This is a genomic window from uncultured Tateyamaria sp., from assembly GCF_947497045.1.
GTDB lineage: Bacteria > Pseudomonadota > Alphaproteobacteria > Rhodobacterales > Rhodobacteraceae > Tateyamaria.
In genome coordinates this window covers 294,809-320,556 of record NZ_CANMEU010000004.1, presented here as the reverse complement: position 1 = coordinate 320,556, position 25,748 = coordinate 294,809, and the positions used below count along the sequence as shown (strand labels likewise).

Annotated in this window: 28 protein-coding genes and 1 riboswitch; of the genes, 20 read left to right on the top strand and 8 right to left on the bottom strand. The window is 60.8% G+C overall.

The annotated features are described in order from the left end of the window. The 3 genes from Q0859_RS11085 (at position 1) to Q0859_RS11075 (ending at position 2,062) form a co-directional block, all read left to right on the top strand. The gene (locus tag Q0859_RS11085) at positions 1–786 is read left to right on the top strand and encodes a 2OG-Fe(II) oxygenase (RefSeq protein WP_299151053.1); all 786 of its coding nucleotides are present in this window, start codon (positions 1–3) and stop codon (positions 784–786) included. A gap of 76 nt (positions 787–862) precedes the next feature. Then, positions 863–1,282 carry an iron response transcriptional regulator IrrA gene (gene irrA / locus Q0859_RS11080; protein WP_299151051.1) on the top strand — a complete coding sequence of 140 codons (420 nt, stop codon included), beginning with the start codon at positions 863–865 and terminating at the stop codon, positions 1,280–1,282. Continuing rightward, the gene (locus Q0859_RS11075; protein WP_299151049.1) at positions 1,283–2,062 is read left to right on the top strand and encodes a phytanoyl-CoA dioxygenase family protein; all 780 of its coding nucleotides are present in this window, start codon (positions 1,283–1,285) and stop codon (positions 2,060–2,062) included. On the opposite strand, the gene Q0859_RS11070 is transcribed toward Q0859_RS11075, so the two are convergent. Together Q0859_RS11070 and Q0859_RS11065 are read right to left on the bottom strand one after the other, a co-directional pair. After that, positions 2,059–2,430: a DUF1428 domain-containing protein gene (locus tag Q0859_RS11070; protein WP_299151048.1), complete on the bottom strand. Its 372-nt coding sequence runs from the start codon at positions 2,428–2,430 to the stop codon at positions 2,059–2,061. The genes Q0859_RS11075 and Q0859_RS11070 overlap by 4 nt on opposite strands. A gap of 83 nt (positions 2,431–2,513) precedes the next feature. Further along, positions 2,514–3,380: a glycosyltransferase family 2 protein gene (locus Q0859_RS11065; RefSeq protein WP_299151046.1), complete on the bottom strand. Its 867-nt coding sequence runs from the start codon at positions 3,378–3,380 to the stop codon at positions 2,514–2,516. Positions 3,381–3,499: 119 nt separating this feature from the next. Here Q0859_RS11065 and miaB point away from each other — a divergent pair, with 119 nt between their 5' ends. The 14 genes from miaB (at position 3,500) to trpB (ending at position 16,995) form a co-directional block, all read left to right on the top strand. Continuing rightward, complete coding sequence (miaB, locus tag Q0859_RS11060; RefSeq protein ID WP_299151044.1) at positions 3,500–4,822, top strand: tRNA (N6-isopentenyl adenosine(37)-C2)-methylthiotransferase MiaB; 1,323 nt, start codon at positions 3,500–3,502, stop codon at positions 4,820–4,822. A 241-nt stretch (positions 4,823–5,063) separates the two neighbouring features. Continuing rightward, the gene (locus Q0859_RS11055; protein ID WP_299151041.1) at positions 5,064–5,621 is read left to right on the top strand and encodes an OmpA family protein; all 558 of its coding nucleotides are present in this window, start codon (positions 5,064–5,066) and stop codon (positions 5,619–5,621) included. Between the two features lie 12 nt (positions 5,622–5,633). Further along, positions 5,634–5,936, top strand: a complete 303-nt coding sequence (locus Q0859_RS11050; RefSeq protein ID WP_299151039.1) for a hypothetical protein — start codon at positions 5,634–5,636, stop codon at positions 5,934–5,936. A gap of 159 nt (positions 5,937–6,095) precedes the next feature. Next, positions 6,096–7,088 carry a PhoH family protein gene (locus Q0859_RS11045; protein WP_299151037.1) on the top strand — a complete coding sequence of 331 codons (993 nt, stop codon included), beginning with the start codon at positions 6,096–6,098 and terminating at the stop codon, positions 7,086–7,088. A 63-nt stretch (positions 7,089–7,151) separates the two neighbouring features. Continuing rightward, positions 7,152–7,646 carry an rRNA maturation RNase YbeY gene (gene ybeY, locus Q0859_RS11040; protein WP_299151034.1) on the top strand — a complete coding sequence of 165 codons (495 nt, stop codon included), beginning with the start codon at positions 7,152–7,154 and terminating at the stop codon, positions 7,644–7,646. Positions 7,647–7,700: 54 nt separating this feature from the next. Further along, positions 7,701–8,588, top strand: a complete 888-nt coding sequence (locus tag Q0859_RS11035) for a hemolysin family protein (protein WP_299151032.1) — start codon at positions 7,701–7,703, stop codon at positions 8,586–8,588. Further along, positions 8,585–10,102, top strand: a complete 1,518-nt coding sequence (gene lnt / locus Q0859_RS11030) for an apolipoprotein N-acyltransferase (RefSeq protein ID WP_299151030.1) — start codon at positions 8,585–8,587, stop codon at positions 10,100–10,102. The genes Q0859_RS11035 and lnt overlap by 4 nt, the downstream gene beginning before the upstream one ends. 9 nt (positions 10,103–10,111) lie before the next feature. Further along, positions 10,112–10,161: riboswitch (SAM-SAH riboswitch) on the top strand. A gap of 3 nt (positions 10,162–10,164) precedes the next feature. After that, the gene (gene metK, locus Q0859_RS11025; RefSeq protein WP_299151028.1) at positions 10,165–11,346 is read left to right on the top strand and encodes a methionine adenosyltransferase; all 1,182 of its coding nucleotides are present in this window, start codon (positions 10,165–10,167) and stop codon (positions 11,344–11,346) included. A gap of 113 nt (positions 11,347–11,459) precedes the next feature. Then, entirely contained in the window at positions 11,460–12,035 is a 576-nt protein-coding gene (locus Q0859_RS11020; protein ID WP_299151026.1) for a hypothetical protein, read from the top strand. A gap of 366 nt (positions 12,036–12,401) precedes the next feature. Continuing rightward, positions 12,402–14,078: a 30S ribosomal protein S1 gene (rpsA, locus tag Q0859_RS11015; protein ID WP_299151024.1), complete on the top strand. Its 1,677-nt coding sequence runs from the start codon at positions 12,402–12,404 to the stop codon at positions 14,076–14,078. Between the two features lie 311 nt (positions 14,079–14,389). Continuing rightward, positions 14,390–14,674 carry an integration host factor subunit beta gene (ihfB, locus tag Q0859_RS11010; protein ID WP_299151020.1) on the top strand — a complete coding sequence of 95 codons (285 nt, stop codon included), beginning with the start codon at positions 14,390–14,392 and terminating at the stop codon, positions 14,672–14,674. Then, complete coding sequence (locus Q0859_RS11005; protein ID WP_299151014.1) at positions 14,674–15,024, top strand: LapA family protein; 351 nt, start codon at positions 14,674–14,676, stop codon at positions 15,022–15,024. The genes ihfB and Q0859_RS11005 overlap by 1 nt, the downstream gene beginning before the upstream one ends. Before the next feature lie 5 nt (positions 15,025–15,029). Further along, positions 15,030–15,674 carry a phosphoribosylanthranilate isomerase gene (locus Q0859_RS11000; protein WP_299151009.1) on the top strand — a complete coding sequence of 215 codons (645 nt, stop codon included), beginning with the start codon at positions 15,030–15,032 and terminating at the stop codon, positions 15,672–15,674. 73 nt (positions 15,675–15,747) lie between these two features. Beyond that, entirely contained in the window at positions 15,748–16,995 is a 1,248-nt protein-coding gene (gene trpB, locus Q0859_RS10995; RefSeq protein WP_299151005.1) for a tryptophan synthase subunit beta, read from the top strand. A gap of 3 nt (positions 16,996–16,998) precedes the next feature. Here the strand turns inward: trpB and Q0859_RS10990 are convergent, their stop codons facing one another. The 5 genes from Q0859_RS10990 to Q0859_RS10970 form a co-directional block, all read right to left on the bottom strand. Next, positions 16,999–17,367 (bottom strand): DUF2237 domain-containing protein, encoded by a 369-nt coding sequence (locus Q0859_RS10990; RefSeq protein ID WP_299151001.1) that lies wholly within the window; start codon positions 17,365–17,367, stop codon positions 16,999–17,001. A 5-nt stretch (positions 17,368–17,372) separates the two neighbouring features. Next, the gene (locus tag Q0859_RS10985) at positions 17,373–18,542 is read right to left on the bottom strand and encodes a serine hydrolase (RefSeq protein ID WP_299150998.1); all 1,170 of its coding nucleotides are present in this window, start codon (positions 18,540–18,542) and stop codon (positions 17,373–17,375) included. Positions 18,543–18,606: 64 nt separating this feature from the next. Beyond that, positions 18,607–19,641, bottom strand: coding sequence for a DUF2332 family protein (locus Q0859_RS10980; protein ID WP_299150995.1), 1,035 nt, complete (start codon positions 19,639–19,641; stop codon positions 18,607–18,609). After that, a complete protein-coding gene (gene pth / locus Q0859_RS10975; protein WP_299150989.1) occupies positions 19,638–20,321 on the bottom strand; it encodes an aminoacyl-tRNA hydrolase in 684 nt (227 codons plus the stop codon). The genes Q0859_RS10980 and pth overlap by 4 nt, the downstream gene beginning before the upstream one ends. A gap of 374 nt (positions 20,322–20,695) precedes the next feature. Further along, the gene (locus tag Q0859_RS10970; protein WP_299150983.1) at positions 20,696–21,346 is read right to left on the bottom strand and encodes a 50S ribosomal protein L25/general stress protein Ctc; all 651 of its coding nucleotides are present in this window, start codon (positions 21,344–21,346) and stop codon (positions 20,696–20,698) included. 150 nt (positions 21,347–21,496) lie between these two features. Between Q0859_RS10970 and Q0859_RS10965 the strand changes: the two genes are divergently transcribed. Beyond that, the gene (locus Q0859_RS10965) at positions 21,497–22,654 is read left to right on the top strand and encodes an MFS transporter (RefSeq protein ID WP_299150979.1); all 1,158 of its coding nucleotides are present in this window, start codon (positions 21,497–21,499) and stop codon (positions 22,652–22,654) included. Between the two features lie 82 nt (positions 22,655–22,736). On the opposite strand, the gene Q0859_RS10960 is transcribed toward Q0859_RS10965, so the two are convergent. Then, a complete protein-coding gene (locus tag Q0859_RS10960) occupies positions 22,737–23,903 on the bottom strand; it encodes an alpha-hydroxy acid oxidase (protein WP_299150974.1) in 1,167 nt (388 codons plus the stop codon). 156 nt (positions 23,904–24,059) lie between these two features. Here Q0859_RS10960 and Q0859_RS10955 point away from each other — a divergent pair, with 156 nt between their 5' ends. Together Q0859_RS10955 and Q0859_RS10950 are read left to right on the top strand one after the other, a co-directional pair. Continuing rightward, positions 24,060–25,205, top strand: a complete 1,146-nt coding sequence (locus Q0859_RS10955; RefSeq protein WP_299150970.1) for a twin-arginine translocation pathway signal protein — start codon at positions 24,060–24,062, stop codon at positions 25,203–25,205. A gap of 18 nt (positions 25,206–25,223) precedes the next feature. Beyond that, positions 25,224–25,685 carry a MarR family transcriptional regulator gene (locus Q0859_RS10950; protein ID WP_299150966.1) on the top strand — a complete coding sequence of 154 codons (462 nt, stop codon included), beginning with the start codon at positions 25,224–25,226 and terminating at the stop codon, positions 25,683–25,685. Positions 25,686–25,748 lie beyond the last annotated feature (63 nt).

Below are 25,748 nucleotides of genomic sequence, written 5' to 3'. Positions count from 1 at the left end.
ATGGATGATATTGTTGACCTTGAACGGTACCCGCTGGATCGCCCCCACACCGCCACGTGGCAGGCCCTTGTGGACGGGGCCAAAGCTGGCTTGGCGCGGGATGGGTTGTTCAACTTTGACGGGTTCATGCGGCCTGCTGCACTGGCCCAGGTGCTGGAGCATGTCCACCCGCGTATGGCAAGCGACTCCTTTCATCATAGCCGCTGGCACAACATCCATTTCAAGGACACCGTGGAGGGGGTGGCCGCGGATGATCCGGCCCTCAAGAAGGTCGAAACCTCGAACCACACGCTGTGTCACGACCAGTTGCGGGGCACGCCGCTGGATCGGCTTTACAACTGGCCCGAATTCGTAATCTTTCTGGCGGCGGTGATGGATCGCCCGCAGCTTTACGTGATGGATGACGCGCTGGCGGGTCTCAATGTGCTGGAATACCGCGATGGCGAGGCGCTGAACTGGCACTTTGATCGCTCGATTTTTACCACGACCCTGTTGCTGCAAGAACCCGAAAAGGGCGGGGTGTTTGAATACGCTCAGGATTTGCGCGGCGAGGACGATCCGAACCACGCAGGTATCGCCGCGCTGCTGGACGGTCAGATCACGCCAATTCAACTGCCTCAAGGGGCAGGCACGCTGAATGTCTTTCTTGGGGTGAATACGGCGCACAGGGTCAGCATCGTGCAGGGGGCAAAATCGCGCATTGTGGCGGTGCTGTCCCATTACGATACGCCGGGCCGGACCTTTAGCGCGTCCGAGCAAATGGGCTTTTTCGGACGTGTGGCATAATGCACGCCTGCGTGTTTGCAATTGATTTGCAAAAGTTTGACCCTTTATATGTAAGGGGAGAGCGCACGGGGACATAATGACACAAGATCAGCACCAAGTTGGAACCACATGGCTGTCCGGGGCAGGTTTGCGCCCGACGCGGCAACGCGTGACGCTGGCGGCTTTGCTGGTCGGCGATGGGCAAAACCGTCACGTCACTGCCGAAAGCCTGTTCGAGGCAGCCAAGGATCAGGGCGAGGCGGTGTCGCTGGCCACGGTCTACAACACTTTGCGCGCGTTTTGCGATGCGGGCCTCATGCAAGAGGTCACGGTGGACGGCTCCAAAAGCTATTTTGATACCAACACCCACGACCACCCCCACTTTTTCTGGGAGGATGACGCCAAGCTGACGGATGCCCCATCTGATCAGTTGGTGATCGCGCAACTGCCGGATGCCCCTCAGGGGGCCGAGATTGCGTCGGTGGATGTGGTGATCCGACTGCGCCGTAAGTCGTAAATGACGGCTGCTACGGCCTTGGGTGCGCAAACCTATCGCGCGGATGGGGTTGTCCTGATCCGCGGGCTGTTCGCACCTCACGTCGAAACCCTGCGTGCCGGTGTGGCGCGCAACATGGCTGATCCCGGCCCTTACGCCTCGACCAATGATCGGGCGGGTGAGACGGGGCTGTTTTTTGATGACTACTGCAATTGGCAGCGTATTCCCGAATTTCAGGAAGTGGTGCGGGACCCTGCGGTGATCGATGCTGCGGCGACCCTGATGGGGTCTAAATCCGTGCAGCTGTTCCACGATCACGTACTGGTCAAGGAACCGGGCACATCCATGGCAACCCCATGGCATCAGGACGCGCCCTATTATTTTGTGCAGGGTCAGCAGACGATCAGCTTTTGGTCCCCGCTTGATCCGGTGCGGGAGGCGACGCTGCGCTGCGTGGCAGGCTCGCACCTGTGGCCCAAGGATGTGGTGCCAACGCGGTGGGTGTCAGAGACGGCGTTTTTTGAGGGCGACTACATCCCCGTGCCGGACCCCGAGGCCGAGGGCATGCGGATTGTCGAGTTCGAGATGGAGCCGGGCGATGCGGTCGCCTTTCATTACCGCACCCTGCATGGCGCGCGCGGCAACACCGCCACGACCCGGCGGCGCGCGTTCTCGCTGCGGCTGGTCGGGGATGATGCGTGTTATGTCACGCGACCCGGCCCCACATCGCCCCCGTTTCCAGGGCACGACATGGTCGAAGGACAACGCCTGCGCGAGGACTGGTTCCCGGTCTTGCGCTAGGCCGACGGCGTCGCACCTTGCATGAACACAGGTTGGAACCCGCCATAGATCATGCGTTTGCCGTCAAAGGGCATCTCGCCCATTTTCTGTTCCATCTCGGGGTCGCTCATCATCCGCTCCCAACTGGCATCGCGGGTGGCGCGGTCTGGCCATATCACCCAGGAAAACACGACGGTCTCGCCTTCTTTGGCTTTCACAGCCATGGGGAATGACGTCATCTCGCCATCTGGCACTTCATCGCCCCAGCATTCCCACTGCGCCAGCGCACCCATTTCTTGAAAGATCGGCCAAGACTGTTTGGCATGGGCGATGAATGCCGCCTTTTTGTCCGTGGGCACGGCGGCCACAAAGCCATCTACATAACTCATCTCAGCACTCCCATCTGCGATTGGTGATGGGTCCAAGACTACCCCAAATCGCTCAATCTCTCAAATGCGGGAGGCTTGGTGCGCTAAAACCACTGTCCCGGCTCCATCAGCCCCAGATCGAGGAGCTGGCGGGAATGCCACTCGAATGGAGCCGAATTATGCCATTTGAAGGTATGGATATCGTAGGTGCTGCCGGGGTTCTGCTTCAGCGCCTTGGCGGTGCGGAAGGAACAGATGGCGGCCGTGAGGTTGTGATGCCATTTGCAGGCATAGGTGTTGTATTCCTCGTCATTCAGCGTGTGATCGGGGCGTAGTTTCAGCCCCGGCTTGGTCTTGAACAAAGAAATCCGGTCGATCTTGCGACGGGCTTCGGGCACGTGTTCCTCATAGCGCCAGCGCAGCCCCCCGAAAAAATCCAACTGGCGTTCCTTGGGATGACCCTGCGCATCAGGCCGCGCCAACGCATAATAACCGGAGCGATCCAGATGCGCCCGATCAAGGGACACCGCGTCAGGATGCTCCCAAAGGTCGTCGGAATACAGGTCCACCACATAGGTCAGCATGCCGTCGCGCCGTTCTTCGGTATGAAAGGCGAGCATTTCGCCCACCGACCGCGTTTCGCAAAACGGGTGAAACAGAAATTCGGCGTTGTAACAGTAATAAAGCCACGTGCCCGCAGGAACAGCGGCGATGATCGGATTGATCGCGCCCTCCAGCGCGCCCTCGACGGACATGTCATAGTCGATGCGGATCACATCCTCGACCAGATCGCGCGGCATGTCGAAATCGGTGGGCATACAGGCGATGACGTGGGCAAAACCGGCCTGCAAGTGGTGGCGCAAAGTGGTGGCCACCTCGATATTGTCCTCGACCAGAACCACGGCAACCGGACCCTTGGCAGGCACCGCTTCGGGGGTTTTTACGAACTGGGTCAGACTGTCAAAACGCATATGTGCTCCGGGATATGCACCGCTTAACCCTTTCATTCGGTTAAACCGCGCTCCATTGCAAGATCGGCGAGGCACTGTTACATCGCCAGCCTGATTTTCCTCAACCCCGGATACGCCCCATGTCGACGCCTAAAAAGCTCTTTATCAAGACCTATGGCTGTCAGATGAACGTCTATGACAGTGAGCGCATGGCCGAAGCACTGGGCGGGCAGGGCTATGTGGAAACCACGTCTGCGGATGAGGCGGATATGATCCTGCTCAACACCTGCCACATCCGCGAAAAGGCCGCCGAGAAAACCTATTCCGAATTGGGGCGGCTCAAGGCGCTGAAAAAGGGCAAACCGGACCTCAAGATCGGTGTGGCCGGATGTGTGGCCCAGGCCGAAGGGGCCGAGATCATGCGTCGCCAGCCTGCCGTCGATCTGGTTGTCGGCCCCCAAAGCTATCACCGCCTGCCCGAGATGGAGGCCAAGACCCGCACAGGGGCCACCGCCCTCGATACGGACTTCCCCGAGGAAGACAAGTTCGAAAAGCTGACATCGCGCCCCAAGGCCAAGCGCGGCCCAAGTGCGTTTCTGACCGTGCAGGAAGGGTGCGACAAGTTTTGTGCGTTCTGTGTGGTGCCCTATACCCGCGGGGCCGAGGTGTCGCGCCCGGTGTCGCGCATCATGGACGAGGCGCGCAATCTGGTCGAACGCGGCGTGCGTGAAATCACGTTGCTGGGCCAGAATGTGAATGCCTATCACGGGGCGGGGCCGGATGGATCGGACTATACGCTCGCCAAGCTGATCTGGGATCTGGACCGTGTGGACGGGCTGGAACGCATCCGCTTTACCACCAGTCATCCCAACGACATGACCGACGACCTGATCGAGGCGCACGGTACCTGCGCCAAACTGATGCCCTATCTGCATCTGCCGGTGCAGTCGGGCAGCGACAAGATCCTCAAACGGATGAACCGCAGCCACACCGCCGACAGCTACCTGCGACTGATCGAACGGATTCGGGCGGCGCGGCCAGATATCGTGATGTCGGGCGATTTCATCGTGGGCTTCCCCGAAGAAACCGAGGCGGACTTTCAGGCCACCCTCGATCTGGTTGAGGAGGTAAATTACGGCTACGCCTATTCGTTCAAATACTCGACCCGGCCCGGCACCCCTGCGGCTGAGCGGGCGCAAGTGGATGTGGCCGTAGCCGACGACCGGCTGCAACGGCTTCAGGCGCTGATCACCCAGCAACAGCGCGCCATTCAGAACGGTATGGTGGGGCGCACCGTCAATGTGCTGTTCGAAAAGCCGGGGCGGCTGGTCGGGCAGATGGGCGGCAAAAGCGAGTATCTGCATGCCGTCCACGTGGATAATGCCGCTGTTGAGATCGGGCAAATCGCCCCGGTGAGAATCACCAGCGCCTCAACCAATTCGCTGGCAGGAATACTGGTTTAAACGCCCGTATGGGATGAATTCGACCGCGAAATTGCGCGGTCTTATGGTAAGTGTGCCGATTTAAGGCACAATATCTGGTAATACCGGGTTCACAGAACGTTAATAATTGCATACGGTTTTGCGCAGTATTGCAGAGGTCGGTCTGGCATTCAGACGTGTTGATGGTCTTTGCGGGGGACCAACAAAAAGGGACAGGGCTGTGGCGAATTTGTATTCCCAAACAGTAAAAAAGCTTTTGACCATGGCGGCTGCCACCGCTGTGGTTCTGACATTGGCAATGGCAGTGCCGGTATCGGCGCAAAACTTTAGCACGGACACGCGCTCGCAAAATGGGCGCGACAAGGGCCAGTACATACCGACGATCTGGGTGGACCCGGACGGGTGCGAGCATTGGGTGATGGACGACGGGGCCGAAGGCTACATGACGCCCCACACCAACCGCAAAGGGATCCCGGTCTGCCGCCGTGGGAACGTCTGCGGTGTGATGCAGTCCGATCAGTTCTTTAAAACGGACAGCTTCCGCATCCACGCCGCTGGCAAACAGCGTCTGACAGAGTTCTTTAACAGTTCGACCGCGACCAGCTTCATCATCACCGGTCACACTGACAGCCGGGCGAGCGATGCCTATAACCTGCGCTTGTCGCTGAACCGGGCCAATGCGGTCGCGGCTGTGGCCCAGGCCTCGGGGGCGCGGATCGCGGATGTGCGCGGTTACGGTGAACGGCAGCCCGCGGCGGCCAACAACACTGCACAAGGCATGGCCAAGAACCGCCGTGTCGAAATCATCTGCATTCAGTAAGGGACGCTTATAATGACAAAGTATAAACTCGTTCCCGCCCTGATCGCAGCCCTCGCTCTTGCCGCGTGTGGCGATGGCCTGCCGCCGGACAAAACGGTGGACCGGGGGACGGATCGCAAAGACCTCAGCCAGCTTCAGGCGGGCATCTGGGTCGATCCCAACGGCTGTGATCACTGGATCATCGACGACGGTGTCGAAGGGTACCTGTCAGCCCGGCTCGACCAATACGGCAAACCGGTCTGTTCGGGCGTGGCCGAACCCACCCGCACCGCAGGCGACTTCAAAGGTGGCTCGCGCATTCGGGACCCCAACTGATCCGCGCCACATTCCACATCAAGGCCGGAGCGTTGCAGACGCCCCGGCCTTTTTTGTTTCAAATCCATGAAATGACGGGTCACGGCGTTGCACCCGCGACGGGAACTTGTCACGCTTGACCCAAACAGACTCGCAAATCTCGCAAACAAGGAGCAGGCCTTGACCCTGGATCAACCCTCCAAAGAAGTGGTTCTGGAATTTCCCGACAATCGGCTGCTGATTGATCTGTGCGGCCCCTATGACAGCCACCTGACGGCCATCGAAACCGCGCTTGAGGTGCAGATCGTGCGCCGCGGCAATGTGATTGGCGTCATGGGTGAAGAGGGCGTGCAGAACCGCGCAGCAGCTGTGCTGAACGCGCTCTACCTACGCCTTGAGGCGGGCAAAGAGGTGGCACCGGCGGATGTGGACCGCGAATTGCGGATGGGCCCCTCCGAGGCGGGCACCGGCACGCGGCAGGGTGACCAGCTTGAAATGCCAGTGGGCAACCGGATCGAGATCAAGACACGCAAGAAACTGGTCGAGCCGCGCACAGATGCGCAAAAGGCCTATGTGCAGTCGCTCTTTGACAATGAACTGGCCTTCGGGATCGGACCTGCGGGCACGGGCAAGACGTATCTGGCCGTCGCGGTCGGCGTGTCGATGTTTATCTCGGGCCATGTGGACAAGATCATCCTGTGCCGCCCGGCGGTCGAGGCAGGTGAGCGGCTGGGTTTTCTGCCCGGCACCCAGGAGGAGAAAGTCGATCCCTATATGCAGCCGCTTTACGATGCGCTGAACGACTTTCTGCCGGGCAAGCAACTGGCGAAACTGAAGGAGGAAAAAACCATCGAGATCGCGCCACTGGCTTTCATGCGTGGGCGCACGCTGTCGCGCGCCTTTGTCGTGCTGGACGAAGCACAGAACGCGACCACCATGCAGATGAAGATGTTCCTGACCCGGCTTGGCGAAGGCTCGCGCATGGTGATCACCGGGGACCGCACACAAATCGACCTGCCGCGCGGTGTCCCATCAGGGCTCTCGGACGCGGAACGGCTGCTGAAATCCGTGCCCAAGATCAGCTTCAATTACTTCACCTCCAAGGACGTTGTGCGCCACCCGCTTGTGGCCGCGATCATCGAAGCCTACGAGGCCGACACCGAAGCGGGCTGATCCTTCATCTTGCCATACAAACTCCACGGGGGTTCCGGGGGTGTGAAACCCCCGGTCCGACATATGATACATGACATCGACATCCTGATCGAAGACGAGCGCTGGCACCACACGGATCTTGCGGCGGTGGTCACGCGCGCGATCAACGCCACCCTGGATCATCTCGACATACCCACAGCCGAACTCTCGGTGCTGGGCTGTGACGATGCGCATATCGCTGCGCTGAACGATACATTCCGCGAAAAGTCGACCCCCACAAACGTCCTCAGCTGGCCCGAAACGGCGCTTGGCCCGGATGGGGATGGGGATGTGCCGCGCGTGCCGCAGGCGGACCCGGACGGCACGCTCAGTCTCGGGGATATCGCCATCGCCTATGAGACCTGCACGCGCGAGGCGCAAGCGCAGGGCAAACGCTTTTCGGACCATGTGACGCATCTGATCGTGCATGGAACGCTGCACTTATTGGGATATGACCATATCCGTGATGCGGATGCGTCACGGATGGAAGCGCTCGAAGTCGAAATACTTGGCATTCTGGGCATAGCTGACCCATATTGAGGTGGATCAAAGCAGCCCCGGATGTTCGGGGCTGCCACAATTGGACAGGAGCCAATGGGCGAAAACGACGGATCGTCTGACGCGGCGCAGCGCGCGCAGTCAGACAATGACATCACCGAAACTGCCGCATCGGGTGGATTTCTGGCGCGGGTGATTGGCGCACTCAGTCCGGCTGATACCTCGGAATCCCCCCCCGAAATCGCACCCCCTCGACCTCAAAGCCATGGCATGATCAACCTGCGCCGCATGCGCGTTGAAGATGTGGCTGTGCCATCCGCGGACATTACGGCGGTGCCCGACACCATCACCCTTGATGAACTGGTTGGGGTCTTCAAGGACAGCGGCATGACGCGCCTGCCTGTGTTTGAGGGCACGCTGGACACCCCTCTTGGATTTGCGCATCTCAAGGACATCGCGCTCAATCACGGGTTCAACGGCGATGCGCGGGATTTCGATTTGCGGGCCCAGTTGCGGCCGCTGCTCTATGTGCCCCCATCGATGACCATCGGGGTCTTGCTGACCAAGATGCAGACCGAACGGCGTCACATGGCGCTGGTGATTGACGAATATGGCGGGGTTGACGGGCTGGTCACCATCGAAGACCTGATCGAACAGGTCATTGGCGAGATCGAAGATGAACACGACGTCGACGAAGGCGTTTTGTTCAGCCGTGAAAAACCCGGCTGCTATCTGGCACTGGCCAAGACACCGCTGGACGATTTTGAGGCCGAGACGGGCACGTCACTGACCACCCACGATGATGTGGACGAAGAAGAGATCGACACCCTTGGCGGGCTGGTCTTCATGCTGGCGGGTCGTGTGCCCGCACGCGGCGAGGTCGTACCACACCCTGATGGTGCCGAATTCGAAGTGATCGATGCTGACCCGCGGCGCATCAAACGATTGCGCGTGCGTCTTAACGGGTCGGAGCCTGCTGCGTGACACCCCAGGTTGCGCGGTTTGGGGCTTGGCCCTCGTGGGTGCAGCTTTGCCTCGCCCTGTGCGGTGGGGCGGCGGGGGCGCTGGCCCATGCTCCATTTGATCTGGCACCGTTCATCCTGTTGCCCATGTTGGCCGGATTTGCGCTGCTGCGTGCAGCCCGGTCGACCCTGCGCGCGCTGACGTTCGGGTGGGCCTTGGGCTGGGCGTACTTTGCACTGACGCTCAACTGGATCACAGAGCCCTTTCAGGTCGATGCGGCCACAACCGGCTGGATGGCCCCGTTTGCACTGGTGCTGCTTGCACTGTTGCTGGGCGCGTTCTGGGCGCTCGCGCTGGCCTTTGCCAAATGGGCGGGGGGGCGCACGTGGATGTTGGTTTTGGCGTGGACGGGGGCCGAGATGCTGCGCGCCTATTTGTTCACGGGCTTTCCCTGGGCCATGCTGCCACAAACGCTGATTGATGTGCATATCGGGCAATCCCTGGCGTGGGCCGGACCGCACGGGGTGACGGCCGCACTTTTGGGGGTCGCAGGGCTCATCATGTCAGCGCAACGCCTGATTTTGAGTGGGGCAGGGGCCATTGTGGCCACGATTGCGTTGCTGATCCCGGTGGTCCAGCCCCCTGACACTCTGACGGGCCACACGGTTCGGCTGGTCCAACCCAATGCCCCCCAAACTGAAAAGTGGGACCCGGCCCTGATCCCGGTCTTTGTGGACCGCCAGATCGACGCAACAGCCGCCGGGCCTGCGCCGGACCTTGTGGTATGGCCTGAAACCGCGCTGCCCTACCTTTTGGAAAACGCCACCCCTGTGCTTGAGGCCGCAGCCCAGGCGGCGCGGGGCGCGCCTGTGGTGCTCGGGATCCAACGGCGCGACGACCGGGGTGCGTATTACAACAGCCTGGCGGTGCTGGGTGCGGGGGGGCGGGTCGCCCAGACCTATGACAAGCACCACCTTGTGCCGTTCGGAGAGTACATGCCCTTCAAGTGGCTGTTTCGCAATATGGGCATCCGCGCATTGGCCGAACGCTCCGACACCGGGTATGCCGCCGGGCCAGGGCCACGGCTGCTGGATTTCGGACCGCTTGGTGCCGGGCTGCCGCTGATCTGCTACGAGGCGGTCTTTGCCCATGATGTTGGCGGCACGCCTAGTCGGCCCGCGTTTTTGATGCAGCTTACAAATGATGCGTGGTTTGGGGCGCGATCCGGCCCGCAACAGCATTTGGCGCAAGCCCGGATGCGCGCCATTGAACAGGGACTGCCGATGATGCGCGCCGCCAATACCGGGATATCCGCAATGATCGACACGCGGGGGCGGATCACCAAGGCGCTGCCCTTGAACACGGCGGGCTATATTGACGCGCCATTGCCTGCCCCGGGCGCGCAGACGCTCTATGCGCGGATGGGTGATCTACCTTGGGTGGTGCTGGTGCTGGCCGGGTTGATCGTGGCCGTGTTGCATCGCGCCCGTACCCGGCGCACGCAGCACATTGACGGCACCCCACCTTCCGCGTAACGGGGTCCATGCCCGTCGCAACGGCTTCCTGACGCGACGGGGTCACATTGAATGGAGCATATATGTCCCGCCAAAACTATACTTTCACCTCGGAATCCGTTTCCGAAGGTCACCCGGACAAGGTCTGTGACCGGATTTCGGATGCCGTTCTCGACGCATTTCTGTCGCAAGAACCCGAAGCGAGGGTCGCTTGTGAAACCTTCGCCACCACCAACCGTGTCGTGATCGGGGGCGAGGTTGGCCTGAGCGATCAGGACAAGCTGCACACCTATATGGGCAAGATCGACGAGATCGCGCGCGCCTGTATCAAGGATATCGGGTACGAACAGGACAAGTTCCACTGGAACACCTGCGAAGTCACAAACCTGTTGCACGAACAATCCGCCCATATCGCCCAAGGCGTGGATGCGCGCGCAGACAAGGAAGAGGGGGCCGGCGATCAGGGCATCATGTTTGGCTACGCCACCAATGAAACGCCCGAGTTGATGCCCGCGCCGATCCACTATGCCCACGCCATGCTGCGCCGTCTGGCCGAAGTGCGCAAGGACGGGACCGAGCCTGCTCTGGGTCCGGATGCGAAATCCCAGCTTTCAGTGCGCTATGAAGATGGCAAGCCGGTCGGTGTCAGCTCGCTCGTGCTGTCAACGCAGCACCTGGATGAGGCCCTGACCAGCGCCGATATCCGCGCCATTGTCGAACCCTACATCACGCAAGTGCTGCCTGACGGTTGGCTAACGGATGCAACGGAATGGCACGTGAACCCCACGGGCAAGTTCGTGATCGGCGGCCCTGACGGGGATGCGGGCCTGACCGGGCGCAAGATCATCGTGGACACATATGGCGGGGCGGCTCCGCACGGCGGCGGCGCGTTCTCTGGCAAGGACCCGACCAAAGTGGACCGTTCCGCCGCCTATGCCGCACGCTATCTGGCGAAAAATGTGGTCGCCGCAGGGCTGGCTGAAAAATGCACGATCCAGCTGTCCTATGCGATCGGGGTGTCCAAGCCGTTGTCTATTTACTGCGATACATTTGGCACAGGCCAGGCCCCTGACGATGCCATCGAAAAGGCTGTGGCAAAGGCGATGGATCTCACACCACGCGGCATTCGCGAACATCTGTCGCTGAACAAGCCGGTTTATGAACGTACGGCGGCCTATGGGCATTTCGGACGCGCACCCGATGCGGATGGGGGGTTCAGCTGGGAACGTACCGACTTGGGCGAAGTCTTGAAAGAAGGCCTCTGAGCCACGGGCGCAGGACACCTGCGCCTTACGTATTGCATCCGATCACCAAAGGGTGCTTGGAAATTGAGGTGGGGCTGGCATAGCTTTTCATCATATTGATGAAAGGTCCCGCCATGCCCCGCCTCTTTTCTGTCCGTGCCCTGCTGATTGCCGCGTTGATAGGGGCAGGCACGTATGGTCTGTCCCAAACCGCAACACCTGATGCGCCGACCCCCGAACCCGAGGTCGTGCTGGAACCGCCCATGACCATGGCGCGCATGGCCGAGATCATCCAGGCCATAGACCCAGAGGTTGCCGCGGCGGGCAATGCGATCCAGTTCACACTCGACGACATTCCGGTCATCGTGATCGCTGACCCGCGCGCGAACCGGATGCGGGCCATGGTGCCGATCCGCTCGGCCGAGGGGCTCAAGGCGGAGGAGTTGATGCGGCTGATGCAGGCCAATTTCGACAGTGCGCTCGATGCCCGATACGCCGTGGCGCAAGGCCGGCTCTGGGGCGTGTTCATCCACCCGCTGTCCTCGCTGGAAAAGGATCAGCTACTGTCGGCTTTCATCCAGACGATCAATGTGGCACGCACTTACGGTCAGACCTATTCGGGGGGCGCGACCGTGTTCGGGGGTGGCGACAGCAACGGAATCTATCAAGAGCTGCTGAAGGAATTGCAGGAGCTGGGCGAAGAGATCTAGGCCAATACTGATCCCTTCATCTTGCCGGGTAAACTCCGGGGGAGGCCGCAAGGCCGGGGGCGGAGCCCCCTAAACAATAAATCCGGCCGAAGGCTGAAAACCGGGGGCAACGCCCCCAATTCCGCCGAACGATGGGCACAGGCACTCTGACCCTTGCCCTGCCACGCGACTCCGGCTATACGCCCGCACGTCGCCAAGGTGTAAACACCAACAATGACATTGAGACGCGCAGGGTCGGACTTCATCCGGCCCTCTTTGTTTTGTTTGGGCCCGACCGACACCTTCGCCCCTTGGGCATCAACTAAGACCGGCGGAGACAACCGCACGGCCCGATAAAAACAGATATAGTTAGGAAAACGACGCCACATGGCTGATAAAATGATGGAGGAATTCGAAGCCCTCCTGCAAGAAAGCTTCGAAATGGACACACCCGAAGAAGGGTCTGTCGTCAAAGGCAAAGTGCTCGCAATCGAAGCGGGCCAGGCCATCATCGACGTCGGCTACAAGATGGAAGGCCGTGTCGAACTCAAAGAATTCGCAAACCCCGGTGAAGCCCCTGAAATCGCTGTTGGCGACGAAGTGGAAGTCTTCCTGCGCTCGGCTGAAAACGCCAAGGGCGAGGCGGTTATCTCGCGCGAGATGGCGCGCCGCGAAGAAGCATGGGATCGCCTCGAAACCGCCTATGCAGGCGAAGCCCGCGTCGAAGGCGCGATCTTTGGCCGCGTCAAGGGTGGCTTTACCGTCGATCTGGGCGGTGCCGTTGCGTTCCTGCCCGGCTCTCAGGTTGATGTGCGCCCCGTGCGCGATGCAGGCCCGCTTATGGGTCTGAAACAACCCTTCCAGATCCTCAAGATGGACCGCCGCCGGGGCAACATCGTGGTGTCGCGTCGTGCGATCCTCGAGGAATCCCGTGCCGAACAGCGCGCCGAAGTGATCGGCAACCTGACCGAAGGCCAGACGGTTGACGGCGTGGTCAAGAACATCACCGAATACGGGGCCTTTGTGGACCTCGGCGGTGTGGACGGGCTGTTGCACGTCACCGACATGGCATGGCGCCGTGTGAACCACCCGTCGGAAATCCTGACGATTGGCGAGACGATCAAGGTGCAGGTCATCAAGATCAACAAAGAGACGCACCGCATCTCGCTCGGCATGAAGCAGTTGCAGGAAGATCCATGGGATCTGGTGGCCGCCAAGTACCCACTGGAATCCAGCCACACAGGCCGCGTGACCAACATCACCGATTATGGTGCCTTTGTTGAGCTTGAGCCCGGTGTCGAGGGCCTTGTCCACGTCTCCGAAATGTCGTGGACCAAGAAGAACGTGCATCCTGGCAAGATCGTATCGACCAGCCAGGAAGTCGAAGTCATGGTTCTGGAAATCGACGGTGCCAAGCGCCGCGTGTCTCTGGGCCTGAAACAGACCATGCGTAACCCATGGGAAGTGTTTGCAGAAACGCACCCCGAGGGCACCGAAGTCGAAGGCGAAGTCAAGAACATCACCGAATTCGGTCTGTTCGTCGGCCTTGAGGGCGACATCGACGGCATGGTTCACCTCTCCGACCTCAGCTGGGATCAGCGCGGCGAAGAGGCGATCCAGGACTACCGCAAGGGCGACGTCGTGCAGGCGGTCGTGTCCGAAGTGGATGTCGAGAAAGAGCGCATCTCGCTCTCGATCAAGGCCATCGGTGGCGACAAGTTCGCCGAAGCGGTGGGCGGCGTGAAGCGCGGCTCGATCGTGACGGTTGAAGTGACGGCCATCGAAGATGGTGGGGTCGAAGTGGAATATGAGGGCATGAAGTCCTTCATCCGCCGCTCGGACCTCAGCCGTGACCGTGCCGAACAGCGCCCCGAGCGTTTCTCGGTTGGTGACAAGGTTGACGTGCGCATCACCAATATCGACGGCAAGACCCGTCGCTTGGGTGTGTCGATCAAAGCCCGCGAGATCGCCGAAGAGAAAGAGGCCGTCGAGCAGTATGGCTCTTCGGACTCCGGTGCATCGCTTGGTGATATCCTTGGTGCGGCTCTGAAAACCGAAGACTAAGGGTCAGGCACCGCGTACTGATTTAGGAAAGGGGCCCAATGCGGGCCCCTTTTTCCGTCTCTGCACAGCCCGTCCAGTGCCCCGAATCACGCAACCGTGAGGGGGCTCGCGTGGTCTTGGTCATTGCCGCCTGACGTGCTCCTGACGCTGAAATGGGGGTTTTCATCGCGATCTGCATGACATTGGAGGTGTAAAAACCCGCTTAGACCAAAGGCTTCCTATTCACGGGGGCCATTATTCTTCCTATAGTCCCCTCCACAGATACGAGAATTCAGACCTGCCCACGCGGGGCGTCCTATGGGGGTATTGCCATGATCCGGTCCGAGCTGATCCAAAAGATCGCTGACGAAAATCCACATTTGTATCAACGGGATGTGGAGCGGATTGTGAATACCATCTTTGATGAAGTGACCGATGCCATGGCGCGCGGTGATCGTGTCGAGCTGCGCGGCTTTGGTGCCTTCTCGGTGAAGAAGCGTGATGCGCGGGTGGGACGGAACCCAAGAACGGGTGAAACGGTTTCCGTAGAAGAAAAGCATGTGCCGTTCTTCAAGACCGGCAAACTGTTGCGGGATCGTCTGAACGGGAAAGCCTGATGCGCTACATTCGTTACGCCTGCATCGCTGTATTTGCGGTGGCCCTTATTGCTGTTGCTCTGGCCAATCGCGGCCCGGTGGCGCTCAAGCTGTTGCCCGATGAAATCGCTGGCCTCTTTGCAGTCACCCCGACCATGGAACTGCCGCTGTTTGTGGTGATCTTTGGTGGCATCGTCACTGGCCTGCTGGTTGGATTCGTGTGGGAATGGATGCGCGAATATGCGGTGCGCGCTGAAAACGCCCGCAACGCGCGCGAAGTGCGTCGCCTTGAGCGTGAGGTCAAGCGCCTCAAGGCTGAAAAGCACGAAGGGCAGGACGATGTTCTGGCCCTGCTTGACGAAGCAAGCTGATCCAAATGCCCCCCGTTTCGGTCAAGATTTGCGGCCTCAGCCGTCCTGAGCACGTAGCTGCGGCTGCGGATGCCGGTGCGAAATATGTGGGCTTTGTGTTCTTTGAAAAATCGCCGCGCAATGTGTCCCTTGAGGATGCCCGCGCCCTTGCCCTTGATGTTCCTGTGGGCGTCGCGAAGGTCGCGCTTGTCGTTAATGCCGATGATGCGTTTCTGGATCAGCTGACCGGGACCGTCCCGCTCGACATGCTGCAACTCCATGGGTCCGAAACCCCCGAGCGCGTGACCGAGATCAAGGTCCGCTATGGCTTGCCGGTGATGAAGGCAGTGGGGGTGGCCGATGCCTCGGACTTGCCCAGGCTGGACGCCTATGCCCGTGTTGCGGATCAAATCCTTGTGGATGCCAAACCGCCCAAGGGTGCGGATTTGCCTGGTGGTAATGGGTTGGCCTTTGACTGGACCCTGATTGCGGGTCGCCGCTGGCCTGTGCCCTGGATGCTGGCCGGAGGTCTTCGGGCGGAAAACGCCGCCGAGGCGGTGCGCCTGACAGGGGCCAATCAGCTCGATGTTTCATCCGGTGTCGAAACCGCGCCGGGCGTCAAGGACACCGACATGATCCGCGCCTTTGTCGGGGTCGCAAACACGCTTTGATGCACGTGCGCCGTCTTTACCCGCTGACCAGTGGGGTATAGACGCAAACGCACCGACACCGGGGAGGCCCAAGATGGCAAACGACCTTTTCAACTCATTTATGACCGGCCCTGACGAAAACGGGCGCTTTGGCGACTTTGGCGGGCGGTTCGTGTCCGAGACGCTGATGCCGTTGATCCTGTCGCTTGAGGAAGAGTATGAAAAGGCGAAGACCGACGAGTCCTTCTGGGCCGAGATGGACTTTCTGTGGAAGCACTATGTCGGTCGCCCCAGCCCCCTCTATCATGCCGAGCGGCTGACCGAACATCTGGGCGGTGCCAAGATTTACATGAAGCGGGACGAGTTGAACCACACTGGCGCGCACAAGATCAACAACGTACTCGGTCAGATCATTCTGGCGCGCCGCATGGGCAAAAGCCGCATCATCGCCGAGACGGGCGCGGGCCAGCACGGGGTCGCGACGGCCACGGTCTGTGCCAAGTTCGGACTGAAATGCGTCGTCTACATGGGCGCGCATGATGTCGAACGCCAGGCCCCCAATGTGTTTCGCATGCGCCTTCTGGGGGCGGAGGTTGTGCCTGTCACCTCCGGGCGCGGCACGCTCAAGGACGCGATGAACGATGCGTTGCGCGACTGGGTCACCAATGTGCGTGATACGTTCTACTGCATCGGCACGGTCGCAGGGCCGCACCCCTATCCGGCCATGGTGCGCGATTTCCAGAGTATCATCGGCAAGGAAGTCCGCGACCAGATGGAAGAGGCCGAAGGGCGGCTGCCCGACACGCTGATCGCTGCCATCGGTGGTGGGTCGAATGCAATGGGGCTTTTCTATCCGTTCCTTGACGACAAGGACGTGGGGATCATCGGGGTCGAGGCAGGCGGCAAGGGCGTCAACGCCAAGATGGAGCACTGCGCCTCGCTGACCGGGGGGCGCCCCGGCGTGCTGCACGGTAATCGCACCTATCTGTTGCAGGATGAGGATGGGCAGATCCTCGAAGGGTTCTCGATTTCCGCCGGTTTGGACTATCCGGGCATCGGCCCTGAACACGCGTGGCTGCACGATATCGGGCGCGCGCAATATGTGTCGATCACCGACAAGGAGGCGCTTGGGGCGTTCCAACTGTGTTGCACGCTTGAGGGGATCATTCCCGCGCTCGAACCGTCGCACGCGCTGGCCCACGTGATGAAGATCGCGCCCGATCTGCCATCCGATCATATCATCTGCATGAACATGTGCGGGCGGGGCGACAAGGATATCTTTACCGTCGCGCGCGCGCTTGGGTTTGACATGTCGGGCCCCGAGGGGCGCAACGTCGAATAGGGCCTAGACCGCGTATTGGCGCAGCACCTCAAGGGATACGATATCTAGGGCACGTTTATGCGTCGCCTCAAGTGACACTTTGGGCGCGCACCCTTCGTCATGGGCCTGCAAAAAGCGTGCGGCGCACAGGCACCAGTGATTGCCGGGGTTCAGGCCCTGAAACCGGAACTCGGGGCGCGGGGTGCTGAGATCGTTGCCCACATATTTCGAGAACGCCAAAAACTCGGCCGTCATAATCGCACAGACCGTGTGGCTGCCCTGATCGGCGGCGCAGGTGTTGCAGTGCCCGTCGCGAAAGAAGCCGGTGACGGGGTCCATGCCGCACATCGTCAAAGCCGTGCCAAGCACGTTTATACTGTCCTCAGGCTCCATGTGCCTTACCCCTTGGTCGCTGCGACAATCCGGCGGAACATCTCGATATTGGCCTCGCTCACGCCGGGTTCGCGAAATTTGCGATCCGCGCCGGTGGTCACGATGACGACGCCCGCTTGCTGATCAATATAGATGTACTGCCCATAGATGCCACGACCCATGAACTGCCCGATGCCGGCACCCACGGGAATCCACCACTGATAGCCATAGCCGATATTGCCGGACGCAGTGGGCGCGCTTGGGCGGGTCGAGGCCTCAATCCAGTCCGCAGGGACGATCTGCTGACCCTGCCATTGCCCGTTTTGCAGGATCATTTGCCCGAAACGGGCATAATCGCGCGTGGTGATGTTGAGACCCCCGAGTACAAAGGCCACGCCGACCCCGTCCGTCAGGTAGAGTGGTGATTGTTCGAGGCCGAGGGGTGCGATGAGCTTTTCGCCCATCAGGTCGGGCACGCTGCGCCCCGTTGCACCCCGGATCACCATGCCAACCACGTGGGTGTCGATTGAGGTGTATTTCCATTCCTCCCCCGGCGCGGTGAAGCGATCCGTCAGCCCTGCTGCGAACTCGTCCATCTTGCCCCCAAGGGCAAGAACGCGACCCATCCGGTTGATATCGCTGTTCTTATCCAGATAGTCCTCGTCAAAGGTCACCCCGCTCGACATCTGCAACACGTTGCGGATGCTGGCCCCGTCATAGGCCCCACCCGCGAGCATGGGCGCATAATCAGTCACAGGCGTATCCAGCGAGGTGATCGCGCCCTCTTCAACCAGAATACCAAACAGGGCGGAGAGATAGCTTTTGGCGACCGACCAGCTGATGCGCAGATCGTCGGGCTGTGTGTCATGGTAATAGGCTTCGTGCACGATAACGCCGTCGTGCAGAACAAGCGTCGAGGTGACAGTGCGGTCCGTCACCCAATCCGCATAGCTTGGGGGCATCGACAAGCTGCTCCCCTGTGGCAGGGGGCTGATTGGGCCATCCCCTCTGGGGATAACCTGGTGGAGAAATGCGCTCTCCATATTGGAGAAATTGGACACGATGCGATCTGCGTCAAACAACGAGTTGACGGCGAGCAGGCGGGTGATCTCTTCGCGTTTCCAGAATCCGACTACAAGAGCGGCGATTATCAACGCGAGCCCGGCTCTGAGTGTCCATTTTAGGATTTTGCGCATATTTTACCCCCTGGCTGGCCCGAGTAATCCACAGACCTATCGCTTGCGCAATCCATCCCTAGGGTCAGCCTGTCCAATTGATCCAACGGCCATGGAAATCAGCGCGCCCCAGGTTGAGCGTTATGTCGCCTGGCCACAATCGCAGGGTCAGGGCAGCACCCACTGCACCCGTTTTGTCACCATCCGTTTCCATCTGCATCCATGCAAGCGGTGTTTCGGGCGTCGCGCGCGCGCCTGCGGCCTCGATCATTGCGGTGCCGCGTGCCTGTGCGTCCGCGGGGAAATACTGCCATGCGACTGTGTGCTGGAGGATGTGCATATGCCCTTCAGGTGCCGCCTCAAGACGATCTGCCAACCATTTGATCGCATCGCCTTTTTCGATCCGAGCGGTGAAGATTGAGGCCGCCGCACGCGTCAGTTCAAGGCGGTGGGGTTGATCTGCCCACAGATAGGCGCTGAGCCGTAACAAGTCGTCGTTATGGCGTGGATTCAATGGGTTAAGGTCCACACCTAACCTGTCCACAATCACAGGGGACGCGGCGGGCGGCAACGCACCCTCCCATTCCGGTGTCAGTGTCAATACTGGGTCATCCGACCCGAAAGATCCCAGTGGTGTTGACACCCCAAAGTGGTCCCACATCAGGTTCAGCCCGCCGCTCGCGCCCAATTCGGACAACACAACCGGTCTGTCAAAATGGGTACAGGCCACATGTGCCATCGCGATCAGGGCTGCACTGCGGCGCACCTCGTTCGTTTGCGGTGGCAGTTGGGTCCAATCCAGCAAGAAATCCTGATGTGTTTTCAAGGCAGATAGAACCGCAGCTTCGAGCGTTTCATCATTGACGGTGTTGGGCGGATAGGCGGCGATCAAACGGTCGTCCGTCCCTTGCAATACCAGTGCGTGCAACCCCCCCGCGATGCGCAGCGGCAGAGAGTGACCTGAGGGGCCAATATCGCCGGAATAGGCGGCCATCGCGTGGCCGAGCGCGGTCGTGGCGTCCCAATGCTCGGCCATGATCGATAGGACACGGCCCATCAGGGGCGACCCCATCCGCGCGCATGTGCCAGCCTGATCGCGAAAGGCCTGGGTCAGACTCATGTGAACCGGTCCATCAGCTTTTGCAGGGCCGAGCGATCATCGGGTTTCTGCGCTGGTCCTGGTGTCGGGGTGGCAGGTGCGGCCATGCCCTTGTTCCCCGTGCCCGAGCGGGGCGGCGAGACGCGCAAACCAACCGCGTTCATAAATTTCGCACCATCCCCGACCGCCAGATAGGGTGCCCCGTCCGAACAGCCGCGCATCACATCATCAAGCCATCCCGCATCCGCCTTGGGAAAGTCGCGCAGCACATATCCGGGCACCGCATCCTTGTGCCCCGGATGGCCCACACCGAGGCGCACCCGCGCATAATCAGCCCCGATATGGGCATGGATGGAGCGCAATCCGTTATGGCCCGCGTGGCCGCCACCGATCTTCCATTTTACCTTGGCCGGGGCGAGGTCGATTTCATCATGCAAGACCACTACATTCGCGGGCTCCAGCTTGTAAAACCGCATGGCGGCACCTACGCTGTCGCCTGACTTGTTCATAAAGGTTTCGGGTTTCAGCAAGACCGCACGGTCCGAACCAAAGCGCCCTTCGGACACAACACCCTGATGCTTGGATTTCCACGCCGGAAAGCCGTGATCGGCGGCGATCCGGTCCAGCGCCATAAACCCGATATTGTGCCGATTGTGCGCGTATTTCGCACCCGGATTTCCGAGACCGACAATGAGTTTCATAAGGCGCTCCACCACTTTGCTGCCACGCAGCATAAAGCGGGGGGCAGGGCACAACAAGGACCACGCGCCTTGCCCGGGTAAATCTGACCCGCCGGGGACCTGATCTGTGGCATGCTGCGGATTGCCAGAAAGAACCGGATGTCACCGTGAACGCGAGGGCAAAGACCGTGGCGGTAAGGCTGATCTGCCCACACGGATCCCCGTTGGACCGCCCAGCATCAAGTTGGTTGCGCAGGCCATGACTTTCATCACCTGCCATGAACCCATGGCCGCGACCTCGCCCGTGCAGAGCGGCCGAACCACGGGCCGGCGCCATGAAAAAGGCCGCCCCGGACAAGGGCGGCCTTGATGTCTTGCATCTCTGTCGGCGTTGCTTATGCGTCGTCAGCCTGCTCGGTTGCGGGCACTTCATCGGCCTCGGTCTCATCCGCTTCGGCGTCCTCGGCCGAGCGCAGGCCCGATGGGGCAGAGATCGTGGCGATCACAAAGTCGCGGTCGATGGTCGGCTTGGACCCTGTGGGCAGGTTGACGGACGAGATCGTGATGCTGTCGCCGATTTCCGCTTCGGAGACATCGATTGTGATGCTCTCGGGGATGTCGGCTGCGGTCACGATCAACTCGACCTCGGGGCGCACCAGCGACAGCACGCCGCCTTTTTTCAGGCCGGGCGACACCTCTTCGCCAGCCACGTCCACACCGATGAACAGGTTGATCTTGGTGGTGCGCTTGAGGCGCATGAAGTCCACATGTGTGGGCAGATCCTTGACCACGTGGCGCTGCACGTCGCGGCAGATGACGCGGACGTCATCGTGGCCTTCGACCTTCATGTTGAACAGGGTCGACTTGAACCGACCAGCTTTCAGCATTTTCAGCAGCTTGTTAAAGGGCAGATTGATTGGCAGCGGATCTGCGTCGCCACCAAAAACAATCCCTGGAACCATGCCGTCACGGCGGGCCTGACGAGCGGCGCCCTTGCCTGTCCCCGTGCGTTCCAGGGCTTCGAGATCAGGAATCTCTCCAGCCATCGTATTTCTCCAAATGTAAGGGCGGAGTGCCTCCAAGGCTGTCACCCCGCGTGAAGTGCGCGCTATAGACCGGTTTGACCCACATGAAAAGTGCAAAAAACCTATGCTTTGTGCTGGACGGTTGGGGGATCTCATGCGACCGCTTGAGGCATGCAACTTCTCCATGATCTTCACGCATCGCGCCGTGCGCTTGCAGGCTTTATCGTCGTCGGCTTTGGTTGGGCCAGTTTCTCGGCTCAGATGCCGGTGATCAAGGCCCAGGTGGGGGTCGGCGACGGGCTGTGGGGCACGCTTGTGCTGATGGGCAGCACGGGTGCGCTGATGGCGATGTGGCTGGCCCCGCTGGTGTTTCGCCTGATGGGCACGTGGGCGTTGATGACCGGGGTCGTTGGCATGATCGCGGGTTTCCTGCTCAGCGGAACGGCGCAAGGACCGGTGATGATCGGGTTCGCGCTGTTTCTGGCGGCAGGCGGATCTGGGGTGGCTGATGTGCTCGCCAATGCCGAGGTCAGCGAGGCGGAGGCCGAAACGGGGCGCAGTCTTATGAATTTGAACCACGGGATGTTTTCGGTCGCTTACGCGGTGGCGGCGGTATCTGTCGGTGCAGCGCGTGGGGCCGGGTTTGGGCCAGTGACGATCTTTGCGGGTATGGCGGTGGCCGTTGGCGTCCTGATGATATGGATGCGCCTGCCGGATCGCATTACCCCCGAAGATGACCCCACCGCGCCCGTGGCCGGCATGCCCCGCGCGCTGGTCTGGGTCGGCGGCCTCGTCGTCCTGTCCGCCTTTCTGGGAGAGGCCGCCTCCGAAGGCTGGTCCGCGCTCCACATCGAACGCATGTTGGGCGGAGGCCCGGCCCAAGGCGCCCTTGGCCCGGCATTGCTGGCGGGCGGCATGGCGGTGGGCCGTCTGGGAGCACATCTGTTCGGGGCAGGGTGGCCGCCGATCCGCGTGATGGTGATCGCATCGCTGATTGCGGGTGTGGGCCTCGCACTCGCAGGTGCCGCACCGAGCCTGCCAGTCGCCTATGCCGGGTTCCTGCTCGGTGGACTGGGCGTGTCAGTGGTCGGCCCACTCGCCCTTGGTCTTGTGGGGCAGGCGGTGCCGCGCAAATACCGGCTGGCGGCGATCAGTCAGGCGGCGGCCTTGGGCTACGCGGCCTTCTTCCTTGGGCCCGTGGTCATGGGCTACGTGGCCGAAGGGTTCGGCCTGCGCGCTTCATTCTATGTCATTGCCGCCGTCATGTGCGTCGTCGCCGCTGTGCTCGTGCCGTGGTGGGCGCGACTATTGGCGGTGCGTCCCGCCTGATTTCTTTTGACCGAAAATACCGCGGGGGGTCTGGGGGGCTGGCCCCCCAGACGGTCGCTGCGTGGAATACGCAGCGAAATTGCTAATCCTGCCAGCGCCCCTCGAACCCTTCTGGTACCAGCAGATTGTGGTGCCCCAGATTGTTCACGTTCGTCTCACCACACAGGGCCATGGTCGTGTCCAGCTCGCGGTGAATAATATTGAGCGCCTCGGTCACGCCCTGCTGGCCCATCGCGCCAAGGCCATAGATGAAAGCGCGGCCGATATAGGTGCCCTTTGCCCCCATCGCGAGGGCCTTGAGCACGTCCTGACCCGACCGGATACCACTGTCGAGATGCACTTCGACCTGATCCCCGACTGCATCCAAAATCGCGGGCAGGGCGCGGATCGAACTCAGCGCCCCGTCGAGCTGCCGCCCGCCATGGTTGGAAACGACAATCGCGTCCGCCCCCACCTTGAGCGCCATCTTGGCATCCTCGGCATCCAGAATACCCTTGAGGATCACCTTGCCGCCCCATTGCTCTTTCAGCTTGGCGACCTTGTTCCAATCCAGCGAGGGGTCGAACTGCTCTGCCGTCCACGCGCCCAGTTGCGACGTGTCCGAGATGCCCTCGACATGGCCGACGATATTGCCGAAGTCGCGGCGCTTGGCCGACAGCATCTCGATCCCCCAGCCCCATTTGGTGGCGAGGTTCGCGATGGTCTTGGCCGTCAGTTTGGGCGGGGCGGAGAGGCCGTTTTTGATGTCCTTGTGGCGCTGCCCGAGGATTTGCAGATCAAGTGTGATCACGAGGGCCGAACAGTTGGCGTCCTTGGCCCGTTGGATCAGGCGCGAGACGTAATCCTGATCGCGCATCGTATAAAGCTGGAACCAAAAGGGGGCGTCAGTAAAGCCTGCCACATCCTCGATCGAGTTGATCGACATGGTGGACAGGGTAAAGGGCACCCCGAACTTTTCGGCGGCGCGGGCGGCTTTCATCTCGCCATCGGCGTGTTGCATGCCGGTAAGGCCGACGGGGGCCAGCGCGACGGGCATTGCCACATCCTGCCCGATCATCTGGGACGCAGTGCTGCGCCCGGACATATCGACAGCGACGCGCTGGCGCAGGCGGATGTCATCAAAGTCCGAGGAATTGTCACGGAAGGTCTGTTCGGTCCAACTGCCCGACTCGCAGTAGTCGAAGAACATGCGGGGCACGCGGCGCTCATAGATCCGCTTGAGGTCGTCGATGTTGGTGATGGCGGCCATGATAACCCTCTGGATTGGTCATATTTACTTACCAATGCTCGGTTTTCATGGCAATATGAAACTTCCTTGCCCGCATCTAGTGCAATATAGGACTTTATTTAGATCGATATTGCATTATAATGGTGGGATATCGTACTAAATAGGAGGATCCTCCCCGTGACCCTTTCACGCCGCAAGACACTTGCCCTTTTGGGTGGCGGGTTCATCGTGGCCGCTGGCGGTGCGGCTGGTTTGGCAGTCACCCGAACGCCTCACAGCGCGCTGGCACCTTGGGCTGCCGCTGGTGGCTATGCTGATCCCCGCATGAATGCGCTGTCCTATGCAATCCTCGCCCCCAATCCGCACAACCGCCAACCCTGGCTCGTTGATCTGCGCCGCGCTGGCGAAGTCACGCTGCATGTCGATACGGACAGGCTGTTGCCCTACACTGACCCGTTCAACCGCCAAATCGTTGTGGGGCTGGGCTGTTTTCTGGAGCTGATGACACTCGCGGCCGCGGCGCAGGGATACGGTGTCGAACTTGATCTGTTCCCGGACGGAGAGGACCCGGGCGGGCTTGATACGCGCCGCGTGGCTGTGGCGCGGTTTGCACAAGGGGCTGGCGTGCCCGCACCTGATCTGTTTGCACATGTCATGCAGCGCCGCTCGCTCAAGGAACCTTATGACATTACGCGCCCCGTTGATCCGACCGTATTGGAGGACGTGATCGCCGCCGCCGAGCGGACCAAGGTCGAAGGCACAGTCGCCCCGGACGACATTGCCACGTTGCGCAAAATCAGCCATGCGGCCCTGCGTATCGAGATCGAGACCCCGCACACCTACAAGGAAAGCGTCGATCTGTTCCGCATCGGCAGCCGCGAGGTTGAGGTCAACCCGGACGGCATCGACTTTTCCGGCCCTGCCTTCGAGGCGATGGCGCTGACCGGGGTATTCTCGCGCGAGGCGGCGCTTGATCAGTCGTCGATGGCCTATCGTGGCGGGTTGAAGGCGGTCTTTGAGAACACCGATACGGCCATGGGCCACATCTGGCAGGTCACGCCGACCAACACCCGCACCGATCAGATCAATGCCGGACGCGACTGGCTGCGGCTGAACCTTGCGACCACGCGCGCGGGGCTGGGGATGCAGCCGCTGAGCCAGGGCTTGCAGGAGTACCCTGAAATGTCGGACATATATCGGGAACTGCATGCCCGGTTCGCGCCGGATGGTGGTGCCGTGCAGATGTTTGCCCGCATTGGTTATGGCCCCCAGGTGGGTCAAAGCCCGCGCTGGCCGCTGGAGCGCAAGATCTTGGAAGGATAGTCGCGATGGGGACGGCGTATGGATGACGGGCAAGGCGGACAGGATGTTGGCTTGATCTTTGATGTGTTCAAGGAAATCGGTATCATCGAACAGCTCAGCCGCGCCATTCTTGAGGCGCGGTTGCCGGGTGATCTCATCGCGCCGCATTTTTCGGTGTTGAGCCATCTGAGCCGCCGTGAAGACGGCCAGACCCCGATCGATATGGCCCGCGCGTTTCAGGTCCCCAAGACCTCGATGACCCACACCCTGAAGGGGCTGGAAGGTTTGGGATTGATCGAGATGCGCCCGAACCCGAAGGATGGCCGCTCCAAACGTGTGTGGCTGACGGATGACGGGCGCGCGCTGTTTGCCCGTGTGATCGTCGATCTTGGCCCTGACTTTGTCGCGCTTGCCCGAGGGTTCGACACCACCCGTCTGGCGGAAATTCAGCCTGTGCTGACGGATTTGCGTATCTTTCTGGATGCCGCGCGTGATGTCTGATGCCGGGGCGCAGGAAACCTGCGCCTTACCTCCCCATTGCCCCCGCGGGGCCTGCGCGCTAAA

What these genes read in the sequence shown, in the direction of transcription:
- Q0859_RS11085 (WP_299151053.1), top strand. Translation starts at nt 1, where the DNA reads ATGGATGATATTGTTGACCTTGAACGGTACCCGCTGGATCGCCCCCAC.
- irrA (WP_299151051.1), top strand. Translation starts at nt 863, where the DNA reads ATGACACAAGATCAGCACCAAGTTGGAACCACATGGCTGTCCGGGGCA.
- Q0859_RS11075 (WP_299151049.1), top strand. Translation starts at nt 1,283, where the DNA reads ATGACGGCTGCTACGGCCTTGGGTGCGCAAACCTATCGCGCGGATGGG.
- Q0859_RS11070 (WP_299151048.1), bottom strand. Translation starts at nt 2,430, where the DNA reads ATGAGTTATGTAGATGGCTTTGTGGCCGCCGTGCCCACGGACAAAAAG.
- Q0859_RS11065 (WP_299151046.1), bottom strand. Translation starts at nt 3,380, where the DNA reads ATGCGTTTTGACAGTCTGACCCAGTTCGTAAAAACCCCCGAAGCGGTG.
- miaB (WP_299151044.1), top strand. Translation starts at nt 3,500, where the DNA reads ATGTCGACGCCTAAAAAGCTCTTTATCAAGACCTATGGCTGTCAGATG.
- Q0859_RS11055 (WP_299151041.1), top strand. Translation starts at nt 5,064, where the DNA reads ATGGCGGCTGCCACCGCTGTGGTTCTGACATTGGCAATGGCAGTGCCG.
- Q0859_RS11050 (WP_299151039.1), top strand. Translation starts at nt 5,634, where the DNA reads ATGACAAAGTATAAACTCGTTCCCGCCCTGATCGCAGCCCTCGCTCTT.
- ybeY (WP_299151034.1), top strand. Translation starts at nt 7,152, where the DNA reads ATGATACATGACATCGACATCCTGATCGAAGACGAGCGCTGGCACCAC.
- Q0859_RS11035 (WP_299151032.1), top strand. Translation starts at nt 7,701, where the DNA reads ATGGGCGAAAACGACGGATCGTCTGACGCGGCGCAGCGCGCGCAGTCA.
- metK (WP_299151028.1), top strand. Translation starts at nt 10,165, where the DNA reads ATGTCCCGCCAAAACTATACTTTCACCTCGGAATCCGTTTCCGAAGGT.
- Q0859_RS11020 (WP_299151026.1), top strand. Translation starts at nt 11,460, where the DNA reads ATGCCCCGCCTCTTTTCTGTCCGTGCCCTGCTGATTGCCGCGTTGATA.
- rpsA (WP_299151024.1), top strand. Translation starts at nt 12,402, where the DNA reads ATGGCTGATAAAATGATGGAGGAATTCGAAGCCCTCCTGCAAGAAAGC.
- ihfB (WP_299151020.1), top strand. Translation starts at nt 14,390, where the DNA reads ATGATCCGGTCCGAGCTGATCCAAAAGATCGCTGACGAAAATCCACAT.
- Q0859_RS11005 (WP_299151014.1), top strand. Translation starts at nt 14,674, where the DNA reads ATGCGCTACATTCGTTACGCCTGCATCGCTGTATTTGCGGTGGCCCTT.
- Q0859_RS11000 (WP_299151009.1), top strand. Translation starts at nt 15,030, where the DNA reads ATGCCCCCCGTTTCGGTCAAGATTTGCGGCCTCAGCCGTCCTGAGCAC.
- trpB (WP_299151005.1), top strand. Translation starts at nt 15,748, where the DNA reads ATGGCAAACGACCTTTTCAACTCATTTATGACCGGCCCTGACGAAAAC.
- Q0859_RS10990 (WP_299151001.1), bottom strand. Translation starts at nt 17,367, where the DNA reads ATGGAGCCTGAGGACAGTATAAACGTGCTTGGCACGGCTTTGACGATG.
- Q0859_RS10985 (WP_299150998.1), bottom strand. Translation starts at nt 18,542, where the DNA reads ATGCGCAAAATCCTAAAATGGACACTCAGAGCCGGGCTCGCGTTGATA.
- Q0859_RS10980 (WP_299150995.1), bottom strand. Translation starts at nt 19,641, where the DNA reads ATGAGTCTGACCCAGGCCTTTCGCGATCAGGCTGGCACATGCGCGCGG.
- pth (WP_299150989.1), bottom strand. Translation starts at nt 20,321, where the DNA reads ATGAAACTCATTGTCGGTCTCGGAAATCCGGGTGCGAAATACGCGCAC.
- Q0859_RS10970 (WP_299150983.1), bottom strand. Translation starts at nt 21,346, where the DNA reads ATGGCTGGAGAGATTCCTGATCTCGAAGCCCTGGAACGCACGGGGACA.
- Q0859_RS10965 (WP_299150979.1), top strand. Translation starts at nt 21,497, where the DNA reads ATGCAACTTCTCCATGATCTTCACGCATCGCGCCGTGCGCTTGCAGGC.
- Q0859_RS10960 (WP_299150974.1), bottom strand. Translation starts at nt 23,903, where the DNA reads ATGGCCGCCATCACCAACATCGACGACCTCAAGCGGATCTATGAGCGC.
- Q0859_RS10950 (WP_299150966.1), top strand. Translation starts at nt 25,224, where the DNA reads ATGGATGACGGGCAAGGCGGACAGGATGTTGGCTTGATCTTTGATGTG.